This window comes from Bartonella silvatica (assembly GCF_040545155.1).
Taxonomy (GTDB): domain Bacteria; phylum Pseudomonadota; class Alphaproteobacteria; order Rhizobiales; family Rhizobiaceae; genus Bartonella; species Bartonella silvatica.
Map to the genome: position 1 here is coordinate 1 of NZ_JBEPLI010000008.1, position 14,334 is coordinate 14,334.

The following is a 14,334-nucleotide window of genomic DNA, read 5'->3' on the forward strand; positions in this document are numbered from 1 at the left end:
AGATAAGGCTACGGATGCTGTGAATGAAACGGCAACAGATGCAATGGATAAAGCTTCTGATGTTGCAGATAAGGCTACGGATGCTGTGAATGAAATGGCAACAGATGCTGCGGATAAAGCTTCTGATGCTGCAGATAAGGCTACAGATGCGGTGAATGAAATGGCAACAGATGCTATGAATGAGGCTGTGGATGCGGCAGATAAGGCTGTGGAGGCATTGAATAAAGCAGCTGCAGGTATCGTTGTTAAAGATTCCGGTGGAGCAGATAAGGTTGCGACTGACGCCATGAACGAGGCTGTGAATGCGGCAGATAAGGCTGTGGAGGCACTCAATAAAGTTGCTGCAGGTATGGTGGTTAAAGATTCCAGTGTAACGGGTATGGCTGTGGAGGCAGTGAATAAAGCTTCTGATGCAGTGAATGAGGCTGTTCGCGCTGTGAATGTTGTTGGTGGTGGAGTGAATCAAGCGCCTGATGTTGCCAATAAAGCTGCTTTTGATGCTATGGGTAAGGCGACCGATGCAATCAATAAAGCTTCTGTTGTTGTGAATGAGGCTGTGGATGCAATCAATAAAGCGACTATAGGTATGGTCGATGAGACTGCAGGTGCAGTGAATAAAGAATTTTCTTCTCAGGGGGACGTGCAAAGTCAAGAATTTCCTTTAGAAAATCAGAAAGTTCTGTTTAAAGATTATGATTTGGATAAACTTTTGCTCAATATACGGGCGGTGCTTGAACATAACACTCTGGAAAAGGTACAAAAGCAATTCCATCAGCTGTTTGATAAGAAAGATTCTGTCGTTTATTCTTGTGCTCTTGAGAATGTTGCCGATATGCAGAACGATCATAGCCAAAAAACGCCGGAGGAAAGTGATCATCTGGTATCGCAACAGGATGAAGATGATTCTCTTCTCTCTTCCAAAGCTTTATATAAGGAAGGATATAACTTTATTCGTTCTGCTCACTATGTAGAAGCGGAAAAAGCTTTTTGTGCTTTTCAACAGCGTTATAAAAAAGATCCTTTGAGTGATGATGCTTTGTTTTGGTTGGCAGAAGCTTTGTTGGGGCAAAAACGCTATCATGAAGCGGCACAGGTGTATTTAACTGCGTGGTATAAAGATACCAAAAAGCTCTATACTTCTGAGATTTTATTAAAGTTAGCAGGAAGCATGGTTGCTCTTGAGCAAAATAAACAAGCTTGTGCGCCTGTTGCAAAAAATTTAAAAAAACAGCAAACTTTGCAATCTATCTTTTGTCAATCTCTAAAAAGGGGTGAGGCTGCTCACGGTGCGCATTAGACTAGCAGGAAATCTCTTTAAAGCATCGGATTTTGTCCAATGTCAGAGGTTGATTCTTGCTGTTTCAGGAGGAGGTGATTCTCTTGCTTTACTCTTTTTGCTTAAAGATTATTTAGAGACACTCTCCGCTCCTCCAGAAATGATTGCTGTGACCATTGATCATCAATTGCGCACAGAATCCGCACGTGAAGCAGAAAGTGTTGCAGAAATTTGTCGTGCTCACCATATTAAACACGTCATTGTGCGGTGGGAAGGCAAAAAACCAAGATCGCATATCGCATCAAGCGCCCGTATTGCCCGCTATAACCTTTTGTTTCAAGAAGCACAAAAACAAGGTGCAACGCTTATTATGACGGGGCATACGCTCAATGATCAAGTTGAAACTTATCAGATGCGATACCAGCGTTTTCAAAAAGGGGTCGGAAAGAGGGAAAAAGCAGTCTTTCGCTCTGAACACGATGTGAGGTGGGTGAAAAACTCTGCGGATGTTTTTCCAAGCGAAGCTTTTGGCAGTCCGCGCACTGGAGAGGATGCGTGCAATCCTGCAGGTGTTTTGGCAGGTGAGGCTTTTGGCGGCATGCCGGATAGAATATGCCTTACTGGAGATAAGGACGATATTGCGCAGAAAAATTCTTTTTTTATGGAGGCACGTTTTATGGATGCACGGGGGTTATCTTGTATCCCGCGTGAGGCGTTATTGTGTCAAAAAATACGCTTGATTCGTCCACTCCTTGGTGTTCGGCGTGAAATATTACGGGCTTATTTGCGCTTAAAGAAAAAAACATGGATTGATGATCCAACAAATGAAGATCGTCATTTTGAACGTGTGCGTGTGCGTCAAGCTCTTCCTCCCCAAAAGTTAACTGTTATTGCTCAAAGAATTCATGAAGCCACGCTAAAACGTCGTCAACAGGCACAAATGATTGCTGATTTGATTTTGGCACTGGATATCACTGTTGAATATGGACGTGGTTTTATTGCAAAACCTGCACCTTTTTTACAGCAGCATCCTGCTTTTCCCTTTGTTGTCGGGCTTTTTGCTGTGTTGATGGGAGGGGGGTATTATTTGCTTCCTGTTTCAAAATTGATCACTCTTGCCCAAAGGCTTTGTTTTGGCATATCAAAAAAGCAACGCTTTACTTATGCTGGATCTGTTATTGAATATGATAAAAGGGGAATTGCCTTTTGGCGCGAATCTCGCAACATGAAAGAAGCGATCGTTGAACCAGGAAAAACTCTTTTATGGGATGGGCGCTACCAGATTCGCAACCATGGAAACGATACCATAAAGGTTGGAGCAGCGCATTTAAAACAGCTAAAATCCTTATTGAAAAACAGCTGCGTTGATCTTAAAAAAGTGCATTTCCCCTCTCTGCAGTCATTGTTGATGATTTCAAACAACAAAGACTATGATATTCCAGAGTTGACTCATCACGTTGTTTTTCACAAAAATATCGTTATAAATCGCGTTATGGCCCCTTTCAATTGGCTTTTGTCTTATGAAGATGTCGCTTTTGTGAATGTTGTGGAACCTTTTTTTAATATTGAGGTGAAAAGATAAAGAAAAATCACTTTAAAAGACAATAAACATCTTCTCATACCTTGGCAAGGGGCAGACAAGGTTATATGTTAAAAGAAATTATTTAAAATCTGTATTTGATTAAGTGGGCTGAATATGAATTCTAATTACCGCTCTCTCCTTATTTGGGGGGTTATTGCTCTAATTCTGATTGTGTCATTTTCTCTCTTTAGTGGAGATAGTCAACGTTCTGGAGGAGGAGAGGTCTCCTATTCTGAATTTTTGCAAAAAGTTGAAAATAATGAGCTGAAATCTGTCACCATTCAAGGTCAAAAGTTAACAGGACAAACCGTTGAGCGCAGAGTTATTTCAACCTATGCGCCAAGAGATCCAGGGTTAATTCAAAAGTTAGAAAACAGAAATGTTAATGTTAAAGCAATTCCTGAAAGCTCTGGCAATAATATCTTCCTTAATCTCCTCTTTTCTTTGCTTCCTGTTATTATTATTGTGGGGGCGTGGATCTTCTTTATGCGGCAAATGCAAAATGGATCTCGGGGGGCAATGGGGTTTGGTAAATCAAAGGCAAAACTGCTTAATGAAGCGCAGGGGCGTGTGACCTTTAAAGATGTGGCTGGTGTTGAAGAAGCAAAGCAAGATTTACAAGAAATCGTTGAATTCTTACGGGAGCCACAAAAATTTCAACGTTTAGGTGGGCGTATCCCACGGGGTGTTTTGCTTGTTGGTCCGCCAGGAACCGGTAAAACTTTGCTTGCGCGTTCTGTCGCAGGTGAAGCCAATGTGCCATTCTTTACCATTTCTGGGTCTGATTTTGTTGAAATGTTTGTCGGTGTTGGTGCTAGCCGTGTGCGTGATATGTTTGAGCAGGCTAAAAAAAATGCTCCTTGTATTATCTTTATCGATGAAATTGATGCTGTTGGGCGTCATCGTGGTGCAGGTCTGGGAGGTGGAAATGATGAACGTGAGCAGACCTTAAACCAGCTTCTCGTAGAAATGGATGGGTTTGAACCCAATGAAAGCATCATCCTTATTGCTGCAACAAACCGTCCTGATGTGCTTGATCCTGCGTTATTAAGACCAGGGCGATTTGATCGGCAAGTTGTGGTGCCAAATCCTGATGTCTCTGGGCGTGAACAGATCTTGAAAGTGCATGTGCGAAATGTGCCTTTAGCGCCTAATGTTGATTTGAAGGTTTTGGCAAGAGGAACGCCAGGGTTTTCTGGGGCTGATTTGATGAATCTTGTGAATGAAGCTGCTCTTATGGCTGCAAGCCGTAATAAGAGAATTGTGACAATGCAAGAGTTTGAAGATGCAAAAGATAAAGTGATGATGGGGGCTGAGCGCCGTTCGACCGCCATGACACAAGAAGAAAAAGAACTCACGGCTTATCACGAAGCAGGGCATGCTATTGTTGCTCTTAATGTGCCTGTTGCTGACCCTGTCCATAAAGCAACAATCGTGCCAAGGGGGAGAGCTTTAGGAATGGTTATGCAATTGCCCGAAGGTGATCGGTATTCCATGAGTTATCGCTGGATGATTTCTCGGCTTGCCATTATGATGGGAGGACGTGTGGCAGAAGAGTTGAAATTTGGAAAAGAAAATATCACATCTGGTGCGGCTTCTGATATTGAACAAGCAACAAAACTCGCACGTGCGATGATTACACGATGGGGGTTTTCTGATCTCCTTGGAAATGTGGCTTATGGCGATAATCAGGATGAAGTCTTTTTAGGGCATTCTGTTGCGCGGACACAAAATATCTCTGAGGAAACAGCGCGTATGATCGATATGGAAGTGCGTAAGCTTATTGATGATGCCTATACGAGCGCGACCAAGATTCTGAAAACAAAGAAAAAAGAATGGTTTGCTCTTGCTCAGGGGTTGTTGGAGTATGAAACGCTTACGGGGGCTGAAATTAATGAAGTCATTGCAGGGAAGCCTCCTTCAAGGACACAAAAAGATGACACTGTTGCTCCACGCGCTTCCTCTGTTCCTAAAACGGGGGGTGAAAAGAGTGAGTCTCATGCAAAAATGGCAAAAGATCTCGTTGAGATAAAGAGTGAAGAGGGAGATAAAACCGATTCTGCTCAAACAGGAAAGATAGAGGCAAAAACTGGAAAAGAAACAATAAAATCCAGCGATGCTCAATTCGATGATGCCGAGCTTAAGGGAATGCAATCTCGTGGCACTGAGAAAAAAACACGGAGTACAAAAAGCACCAAAAAAACGGTAAAGCATTCTGAAAGTAAAGCCAGTGCTGAAAAAGAGTCTGATCATGTGGAACATGATAAAGACAAAAAGAAGCCTTCTCATGACGCTTAAGTTATGATGTTTTGGGAACGAGATTTAAAGTTTTGAAAAAGGCGCGTGCTTTGCTTGCGCCTTTTATATCATATGGAGAGCTTTTACATATAAAAATAAAATGATTATTGGTTGGCACTTTTTTATAGAAAATCCTCGCTTTATGCATGATTTATTTGATCATTGTTTATAAGAGGATTGTTCTATTCACGGTTTTTTAAAGAAACACTTCATTGTGCTTCCAATCTTAGTTTATGAAGATGTTTGTAAGTGGTAGTGTAACCCCATTGCGTACCACTGTTTTTATGCTTATGAAGGTGAAAGCTGGTACCATTATTTTATTGACCAGTGTATGAGGGGTTTTACTGTTTTTGCATTGCAATGATTTATAAAAAGCCTTTTTGGTCTTTCCCACTCCTGTTTTACCTCCGTGCGCGCTTTGTTTATGGTGTGTAAGGATATGGCTTTGTTTGATGTGACATATAGAGATTTGAAATGAGAGGATCTTGGAAGACGTAGATCTTTCATTCAATATATACAATGATGAACGATCTGTGAATCAATCTATTATAGCAATATAGGGCGTTTCTTAGGGTATAGAAACTGTTGGTTTGCATATGTGCAAGGGGGGGTGGTAATGGCTGTATGCTTGCTGTGTGCGGGGGGGAGACAGATTGTTTTTTGATAGAGCGGTTATTCTTTAACTTTGTTTAAAGTGATCATATGCATAAAAGATATGCAAATATAATGTTATTTGATAGATGGGGCGTGAAAGCATAATTTGGTGAAGCAGGGCTAATTGTTATGGAAATAAGAGATTTGTTTTCAGCAGCGGATATGGTGTAAGTCTTGATTATATAAAAGTCTGAAAAAATAGAGGGGAAAATGGTCTCAAATTATGAAGAGGAGCACTGTGTCAGAGGGGTTCATTTGATCAGACTGTAAAAGAAGAATTCTGTATAAAGGAAATAAATATGGCACAAAAATATTTTGGTACAGATGGAATTAGGGGAAAAGCTAATTCTTTTCCTATGACGCCAGATTTTGCCATGAAGGTGGGAATGGCGGTCGGAATTTTATTTCGGTCAAAACATCAGCCGTGCCGTGTGGTAATTGGTAAGGATACTAGATTATCTGGTTATATGTTGGAAAATGCTTTGGTTTCAGGATTTACAGCGGCTGGTGTGGAAGCTTTCTTGTTAGGTCCTGTTCCAACGCCTGCTGTTGCTATGCTTTGCCGTTCATTGCGTGCTGATTTGGGGGTGATGATTTCTGCTTCCCATAATCCCTTCTATGATAATGGCATTAAGCTTTTTGGTCCTGATGGTTTTAAACTTTCAGATGATGTTGAAGCCAAAATTGAACAAATGATTGATACTGACCTTTCAAAACATTTAGCCAGTTGTGCTGAAATTGGTTATGCAAAACGGGTTGAGGGCGATATTTATCGTTATATCGAATATGCTAAAAGAACTTTGCCACGTGATGTTCGTTTGGAGGGTTTACGGATTGTTGTGGATTGCGCTAATGGGGCGGCTTATAAAGCGGCGCCACGTGCTTTGTGGGAATTGGGCGCCGAAGTTATTGCTATTCATGATACGCCCAATGGAACCAATATTAATCAAAAATGTGGATCAACCGATTTAACGTCTTTAAAACAAAAAGTTCATGAAGTCCGTGCTGATGTGGGGATTGCTCTCGATGGGGATGGGGACCGTGTGCTGCTTGTTGATGAAAAGGCGCAGATCATTGATGGTGATCAGTTGATTGCTGTGATTGCTGAAAGCTGGCATAAAATGGAACGCTTGCAGCGTAATGGTGTTGTGACGACCATTATGTCAAACCTTGGGCTTGAGCGCTTCTTAAATAGCAAAGGCTTGGAGCTTATTCGGACAAATGTGGGAGACCGCTATGTTGTCGATGCTATGCGTAAAAAAGGATATAATGTTGGTGGTGAAGCTTCGGGGCATATCGTCTTGAGTGATTTTGGTACAACGGGTGATGGATTGGTGGCGGCTTTGCAAATTTTAGCCTGTATGCAAGAAAGCCAAATTCCGATGAGTCAATTGTGTAAGCGATTTGAACCGGTGCCACAGATTTTGAAAAATGTAAAAATTAAAAATAAAAATATATTGAAAAAGGATCCGGTCAAAACCGCGATAGATCAAGCAACGAAGCGTTTGGGAAACGAGGCACGATTGGTCATTCGTGCTTCTGGTACTGAGCCGGTTATTCGCCTTATGGCTGAAGGTGATGAACGCGATGTTTTGGATACTGTGGTGGCGGAGATGATGGAGGTGATCACGCATCATGATGCACCAGCTGCTCTATAATACATCCTTTATCACACGCATTTGCTGTTGTTTCTGAAATGTTTTGATTTATATATTATTGTCGTATGTCTTAGTCGTTTAGGAATCGTTAGATATTTTCAACATGTGATCCTTTCATTGGTTTAATGTTGTGGTCTGTACAGTGATCAAAGCTCTTTTCTTTTAAAGATTATGATGGACATAAGATCTGTTCTTATGATGAAAAGGTCTTCGATATGATTTTTTAGGTAAAAGTTGATTATCTGTTTGGCGGTGGAAACATAATGATGTGGCTTTTTTGTTATCCATTTCATGGTTGTGTGTGATGAGTTTGTATGCAGGAAAGCCAAATTCCGATGAGTCAATTGTGTAAGCGATTTGAACTTGTGCCACAGATTTTGAAAAATGTAAAAATTAAAAATAAAAATATATTGAAAAAGAATCCGGTCAAAACCGCGATAGATCAAACAACAAAGCGTTTGGGAAACGAGGCACGATTGGTCATTCGTGCTTCTGGTATTTAAGCCTGTTATTCACCTTATGGCTCAAGCGTGATGAGCGTGATGTTTTGGATACTGTGTGGTGGCGGAGATGATGGAGGTAATCACGCATCATGATGCACCGGCTGTGCAATGGTCTCTCTATTGATGTATTTATTGCCATTAGCATTTTCAGCTTTTTTTGAGAAAACATGACGAACTTCACGCTAAGATCTGTTTCAAGGAGCCAGTCTGTTCAATGATCTTTTGGAAAAAATGGTTATCTGTTTGTCCGTGGAACTATCATAGGGAAATATGATGATGTGTGCTTTCAGCCTGTTATTGCCTTATGGCTTAAGCGTGATGAGCGGAATGTTTTGGACAGTTTGGTGACAGAGATGATGGAGGTGATCACACATCATGATGCACTAGCTATGCAATGATCTATTCATTGATGTATTTGCTGTTGTTCCCAAGCCGTTTGGCTTTGCATATTCGTGGCATATCTCTTTGAAAATATATCCTTTTTTCAAATATGGTAATTTTATTGGCGTGAATATTTTCATGGTGATTTTAGGATGTGTATAGTGATAAAACCTTTCGCTGGAATAAAAAATGATAGAGGGATGTTATTCAGCATTGAAATTCAAAAGGCTCATATTTGAGGTTAATTTTGTCATGCCTTGTTTAAAAAAACGGTGTCTTCTCTTTAGAGAAAACACCGTAGGGGGGGTAAGATTATAAGATTGCATATTTTAATCTGAAAAGTGGTCTTTTTTATCCTTTTTCCACAGGAAATAAGTCATAAGTCCAAGGATCGGAACGCTGAGTTTTCCAAAAGGGAGATATCTGCCAAGCAGCGCAATGCTAGAAAGTGTTGCTTCTGCCATGAGCTGGTGGCGTTGTTCTTCTGATTTCTTTTGTTGTTCGTAGCGTTGATAAGTTTTAACAATGCGACCAATAAAAACACCCAATCCCGCAAGAAAAAGCCAAATGACAAACAATGTGCTTGCCGCTGCAAGAGGCTTCATAACCAAACATAAGGCAAGAAAACCGATTATGCATAAAAAAAGCAACGCCATAAACAATGCAATGCCAGTAATACTGTAGCAAAATGCTTGCAGGCGTACTTTCTTGACAGTGCTTTTAAGCCCTCCACCAAAAATATGGTTTAAAATAGGAGCAATAAACTTATGCATTGTTTAACGACGCAATAATTGAGCAAGAATAAAACCAACACCCGTTGCAAATAGAACGCTTTTGCCAGGATTTTTACGAATGCATTGATTCATCGTTTGTTCAAATTCGCCCATTTTGTCTTTTGCTTGTGACATTATATCTTCGCTGCCTTCCTTTGCAGACTGGTAGAGTCTTTCGGCTTTGTTTTTAGCGGTATTCAATTTAGTGGCACCAAGATCTGTTAGGGTTGAGGTTATTCCTGAAATTTCATTACTTAGCTTATCAAACTGTTTTTGGAGATCTTTTTCTGCTGCTGTGTTATTGTTCTGTGTTGTTTTATTCTTTGTCATGCTCGTCTTTCCCTCTCTTTGACTTATCCTTTCTCAGGACTCTGTGTGTTCAAATGATTATTTACTTTAGAGTAAAAAATTGACTGCTTGGGTAACGTTAAATGTTTTTTTAAGTTCCCTTTCTTTTTTCAATAAAAAGATATTTTTTATACAGGACATTCCGTTGGGGATTTTGTTAGGCGATAAGATCGGTTTTATTCGTGAATGTGATAGAAAAAACTCATAATATATTGTTATCTTCATGTTTTCAATGTTCCTTATTTTTCTTTTTCAAAGAAAAGTGACAATCCATGAATCACAATGTGTGATAATTATCCATTATCTTTGTTACAAGTTGGAACGATCATTCTATGTGCCAATTTGTGGGTGTTGTAACTGCGCTTGGACGGTTCATGAGAGAGCTTTGTACGCCTTTGTGTCCTCATTGTGTTTCACAGGTGCATCTTGTTTATAAGGCTGGTGAATGGCTGTGATTTATGCAACATAAAACAGGTTGGAAATGAGAAAGTCCTAAGCTCTTCAAGGTTATCATTCCTATAAAAAATGATAAATTTTTTATCAGTCCATATTTTATAAAAATATGCAACACTTTGTTTTTATAGCTTTTTCTTGATTAAAAAAGGAGGGTGTCATAGAACCTTATAAGTAATGAGATATTATGAATAGGGGGATGTAGCGGTTCGCGTATGAAATATGCAACTGTAAAAAAGGTGGGATGATGATCAAAAATAATGAGCATTCTCGTTATTGAGTTGCAGGGAGCACAGGGATGCTTGCTCCTTTGTGTTGATCATTTAAGCTGCAAGAAGTGATGATTGCAGTGCGCTTTCTTTCTCATCGGGATCAGCTTGAGGTCTTGCAAAAAAATGATCTTTGTGTACCGTTGGATTATTATTGTGCAGCTTTGCGGGCGCAATTTTTAGAAGCTATGATGCAGTGGTATGGGCTCAAATATTGCATATTGTGGGGTCATTCGCCCGCTCATACATTTTCTTGCAGCTTGATTGAGCGGTTGGCTCTTTGGGAGAAAACACCCTGTGTTGTTCATGGTTTTGGTTCTAACTTTGACGACAAAATGATTGTTGAGTCTGCCCGTAAAAATAAGGTGGATTTCATAGCCGTGAAATTGGGACGAAAAAGAACGCACAATGACAATGATGGGTGCTGGGACAATGATGGGTGCTGGGACAATGATGGGTGCTGGGGTTGGTGCTGGCTGACGCATCAGGGGATAAGCCAACAGGTCTTGTATGCCATAAAGGGTCATGAAAATAGACTGAAATTATGATTGTTTGAGACGGTGAATGGGGGTGAAGATTTTGTATCTTCTTTAAAGATGTCACTCTTTGTGGTGAAAAAGACCATATCACAATCGATAAAGACCTTTCTATGCTCTTGTCTATGCTCTTGCTGGAGGTGTACAAATTTTGCTCAAATCATTCGAGGCAATCAAAGTTTGTATGCCCATTCTTATGAAAATGGTACAACAATTTGATTTATAATGATAATCTGCCTTGATGGATATTGAATAATAACGCTGAAAAGTGTGGGGTTCTCTCATTTGCAATCTGCTTTGAATCCATTAACGACGCGTTTGCACGTTATAAGCGGGGTTGTGTGTCATAAATAGGATGTGCCTGTGAATCAAAATGAGGAGGCAAAGGAGTCCAAAAACTTCTGATGAATCATCTCAATGCAAGGGCTATCGCAACATCTGGGGGCTGGAAAATAAAATGATGGTGCTGGCTTGTCCATATAAACATCTACGCAAGAAAGTTCCCGCATGAGTGCCATAACGAGTTTTGCTGGTCTTGATCTGTAAACCACCTTTGGTGAAGAAGAAACGGTCTGCTCCTTCATAAGTGTAAAGATGGCCGGTGCTCAATGGCTTTGTCTTTACACCATTGATGGGGGCTGGCGCGAAAGAGGGGGCGTGCTTTAAGAGATGTTTTGGTAAAACACGTGAATATGTAACGCAATGGCGTTTTGTTGTTGTGTGAGGGGTATGATTTTATTCACGAACGCAATAAACAAACATGTGAAGCAATATCTCTATTATTGAAAGACATTGCTTTTATTTAAGAGCTATTGCTTTGGATGTTTTTGAAAGCCATAACGCTGAATTCAAAGGTAATAAAATGGTGCAAAGTTTATGATTGATATAAGCAGCGCGTAAAACCTAAAAGCATATAGGAGGCAGAGAACGCGCTTTCATAAAGTGATGATAGAAGGCGGATGCAATAAGCTGTGATTAAAGAGAGAAAAGTGGCTGATACATTGAAAATGTCATGGGTATTGGGAAAATATAATGGGTACTGGAAAAGTAATTGCTGTTGGTGTGCTTGCTTTAAACGCCTGTTTTTCTGATACGCAAAAGAAAGCAAGTGTATGCGCGTTTGTTATGAAGACGATATTTAAATCGATCTTACAAAGTAGAATGGATGCTCTTGCTGTTGCTTTATCTCGCACGCATGAAATATAACCTGATGATTATTCAGAGCTTGTAAAAGAGCATCATCATGATATTTTCTAGGTCTCGAATTGGTTTTTATCTCGTATCAGAGTGGTCGCGTATGTTATCTTTTACAGCTGTATTTTCATGCCGGCGTTGTTTGTGATTACTCATAAAGTGGTTTTGATGCTGTGAAAGAAGAGATCAAAAATATTCTTCTTTCAGTTCTCTTATCAAGATGATATTGAATCGATTATCATTAGACAGCCAACTCTTTTATGTTATGCATTCTAGACTAGATCAGTCATTTTGTGCAGTCGTTCTTTTTGTAAAGAACGCTCTTCTCATTTTATGAAAGGTTTATGAAAGATATTTTTGCCTCCCCCTTGAAAGATACCTTTCTTGAAATAAAACTATACTTGATTTGTCATGTTTTATTTCTTAGATTGAATACACAGTGATGTTAAAAAGGGATGGTGTTATGGAGACGTAATGCTGTCGGGGAGGAAATGTCATAGAATAAAAAAGAAAGCACAAAGGTGTGAGATAAAATGGAAGCTGAGACACTCCCCCTAGAAAGCGCGTCTCCCGTATTTGCAATGCATAATCTTTCGCCTTTTTCTATGTTTATGGCGGCTGATTTTGTTGTGAAAGCCGTTATTGTTCTTTTATTGCTGGCTTCTCTTGCGTCTTGGACGATTGCTTTTGTCAAAATTGTTGAGATGAGTGTAGCAAAACGAAGAGCGCGTCGAGAGTTGCAATTGGCTCTGAATGCGCAGACCCTTGTACGTTTGGCTGCTGGCTTGAAAGAGAGTAAAGGAGTGGGTGTATTTTTTCTCAAAGAAGTGCTCAGAGAAGTCTATCTTTCTACACAACGGGTGAATCTAAGCAGTGCTGAAGGAAGTGGTGGGGCTGTTGATGAAAAAGCCAGTGCAAGGCAAGAGTCGCAGGGGGTGCCGTTCGAAGATATCTTTTTCTCTGATGAAATAAACCGCAATGAAGAGATCGCACGTGATATGAATGAAGGCGTCAAAGAAAGAGTTCATTCGCTTTTGTCACGTTGTTTACTGGCGGCTGCACGGCGTGCTGCATGCGGGAGCACTGTTCTTGCGACCATTGGGGCTATTGCTCCTTTTGTGGGGTTGTTTGCGACCGTTTGGGGGATTATGAACTCTTTTATCGGCATTGCCCAATCACAAACAACGCGGCTTGATGTGGTGGCGCCTGGAATTGCCGAGGCGTTGCTCGCAACGGCGATTGGTCTTTTTGTCGCTATTCCTGCTGTTGTTATGTATAATATCTTAATGCGTGCTTTGAGTCGTTATCGGAATGATTTGGGTGATATCGCTGCTGCTATTGAAAGGCTTTTAAGCCGTGAACTCGATAAGCAGAGACAGCAGAGAAGTCATAAAAAATGAAAGCAAATTTTAATGATGATTGGGATTCTGATGGCTGTGGGGTGCACAACGAAATTAATGTGACTCCTTTTATTGATGTCGTTTTGGTGTTACTCATTGTTTTTATGGTGGCGGCACCGTTGGCAACATCTGTTATTCCTGTGCAACTTCCTTCTATAACCCAAGCGCCCTCAGTGGTTCAACCGGATGAACCTTTGTATATCACCTTACAAAAAGATCATTCTCTTTATATTGGCAATCATCTTATCACTCCAACAGAGTTTAAGGATGTTTTGTTTAGAGAAACCAATCGAAATCTTGAGACAAAAATTTTGATCAAAGCCGATAGTGAAATCGATTATGGAGCGGTGGTGGATTTGCTGAATCAAATAAAGACTGCCGGTTATCGAAAGGTCGGTCTTATGGGGTTGTCAAAATCTGCCCATGTTGCCTACAAAAAAGGGGGCAGAGAAGCAGGCTCTAACGATGCTGGGCATATAGCGGGTGATGTAGGGGCGGTCATGCGTAAGGAAGCAGAGGGTGCAGCGATGGTCAACAGTGTCAACAGTTCTGTGATGGACACAGTGTCTCCCGCTCACTGAGATGAAAATTTTAATTACAGCCAATAGTGAAATTGATGATGGGGCGTTGGTGGGTTGGCTTCAATCAAATAAAGACTGCCGGTTAGAGAGCTGGTTATAGAAAAGTCGGTGTGGTGGTCAAAATCTTCCCATGTTGTTTGCAAAAGGAGTCATCAGTAGTGGAGTCTTAGGTGCTGCCGGTGCTGTAGAGAATCATATGTTCGGTGGGGGGAGACACAAGCAAAGAAGGTAGAGGGTGTGGCGTCAGGGTGAAGACACAAAGAAATATGATTGCCTATATGGACTGTATAACATGTTGATTTATAATGATCATTTATCGTTATTCATATTGTGTGGGCCCCTTGAATATCGTAAGATTCTCTCATTTCAAAGCTATTTATGTTGAATCAATCAAAACCACTCATTTGCACATCACACGTGAGATGAGT

At 40.6% G+C, this 14,334-nt stretch carries 11 protein-coding genes and 1 pseudogene; 10 read left to right on the forward strand and 2 right to left on the reverse strand.

Translation table 11 applies throughout. The annotated features are described in order from the left end of the window. The 5 genes and pseudogenes from ABID23_RS04405 to glmM (ABID23_RS04425) form a co-directional block, all read left to right on the forward strand. The coding region (locus ABID23_RS04405) for a tol-pal system YbgF family protein (RefSeq protein WP_354189728.1) at nucleotides 1–1,297 on the forward strand (1,297 nt) is incomplete at its 5' end. Beyond that, on the forward strand, nucleotides 1,287–2,858 hold the full coding sequence (tilS, locus tag ABID23_RS04410; RefSeq protein WP_354189730.1) for a tRNA lysidine(34) synthetase TilS: 1,572 nt from the start codon (nucleotides 1,287–1,289) through the stop codon (nucleotides 2,856–2,858). The genes ABID23_RS04405 and tilS, both read left to right, overlap by 11 nt. 114 nt (nucleotides 2,859–2,972) lie before the next feature. Continuing rightward, nucleotides 2,973–5,156 carry an ATP-dependent zinc metalloprotease FtsH gene (gene ftsH / locus ABID23_RS04415; protein ID WP_354189732.1) on the forward strand — a complete coding sequence of 728 codons (2,184 nt, stop codon included), beginning with the start codon at nucleotides 2,973–2,975 and terminating at the stop codon, nucleotides 5,154–5,156. Between the two features lie 953 nt (nucleotides 5,157–6,109). Continuing rightward, nucleotides 6,110–7,468, forward strand: coding sequence for a phosphoglucosamine mutase (gene glmM / locus ABID23_RS04420; protein WP_354189734.1), 1,359 nt, complete (start codon nucleotides 6,110–6,112; stop codon nucleotides 7,466–7,468). 311 nt (nucleotides 7,469–7,779) lie between these two features. Then, nucleotides 7,780–8,095, forward strand: a pseudogene (gene glmM, locus ABID23_RS04425) (phosphoglucosamine mutase); the annotation flags it as partial. Nucleotides 8,096–8,681: 586 nt separating this feature from the next. Here glmM (ABID23_RS04425) and ABID23_RS04430 read toward each other — a convergent pair. Next, the gene (locus tag ABID23_RS04430) at nucleotides 8,682–9,125 is read right to left on the reverse strand and encodes a phage holin family protein (RefSeq protein WP_354189736.1); all 444 of its coding nucleotides are present in this window, start codon (nucleotides 9,123–9,125) and stop codon (nucleotides 8,682–8,684) included. Nucleotides 9,126–9,128: 3 nt separating this feature from the next. Further along, entirely contained in the window at nucleotides 9,129–9,455 is a 327-nt protein-coding gene (locus tag ABID23_RS04435) for an ElaB/YgaM/YqjD family protein (protein WP_354189738.1), read from the reverse strand. 808 nt (nucleotides 9,456–10,263) lie between these two features. Between ABID23_RS04435 and ABID23_RS04440 the strand changes: the two genes are divergently transcribed. The 5 genes from ABID23_RS04440 (at nucleotide 10,264) to ABID23_RS04460 (ending at nucleotide 13,906) form a co-directional block, all read left to right on the forward strand. Further along, nucleotides 10,264–10,743 (forward strand): short-chain dehydrogenase, encoded by a 480-nt coding sequence (locus ABID23_RS04440; RefSeq protein WP_354189740.1) that lies wholly within the window; start codon nucleotides 10,264–10,266, stop codon nucleotides 10,741–10,743. Between the two features lie 589 nt (nucleotides 10,744–11,332). After that, nucleotides 11,333–11,455 carry a hypothetical protein gene (locus tag ABID23_RS04445; RefSeq protein WP_354189741.1) on the forward strand — a complete coding sequence of 41 codons (123 nt, stop codon included), beginning with the start codon at nucleotides 11,333–11,335 and terminating at the stop codon, nucleotides 11,453–11,455. 308 nt (nucleotides 11,456–11,763) lie between these two features. Next, nucleotides 11,764–11,937, forward strand: a complete 174-nt coding sequence (locus ABID23_RS04450) for a hypothetical protein (RefSeq protein ID WP_354189742.1) — start codon at nucleotides 11,764–11,766, stop codon at nucleotides 11,935–11,937. Between the two features lie 521 nt (nucleotides 11,938–12,458). Further along, nucleotides 12,459–13,325: a MotA/TolQ/ExbB proton channel family protein gene (locus ABID23_RS04455; protein ID WP_354189744.1), complete on the forward strand. Its 867-nt coding sequence runs from the start codon at nucleotides 12,459–12,461 to the stop codon at nucleotides 13,323–13,325. Continuing rightward, the gene (locus ABID23_RS04460) at nucleotides 13,322–13,906 is read left to right on the forward strand and encodes a biopolymer transporter ExbD (RefSeq protein ID WP_354189746.1); all 585 of its coding nucleotides are present in this window, start codon (nucleotides 13,322–13,324) and stop codon (nucleotides 13,904–13,906) included. Before ABID23_RS04455 ends, ABID23_RS04460 begins: the two co-directional genes overlap by 4 nt. Nucleotides 13,907–14,334 lie beyond the last annotated feature (428 nt).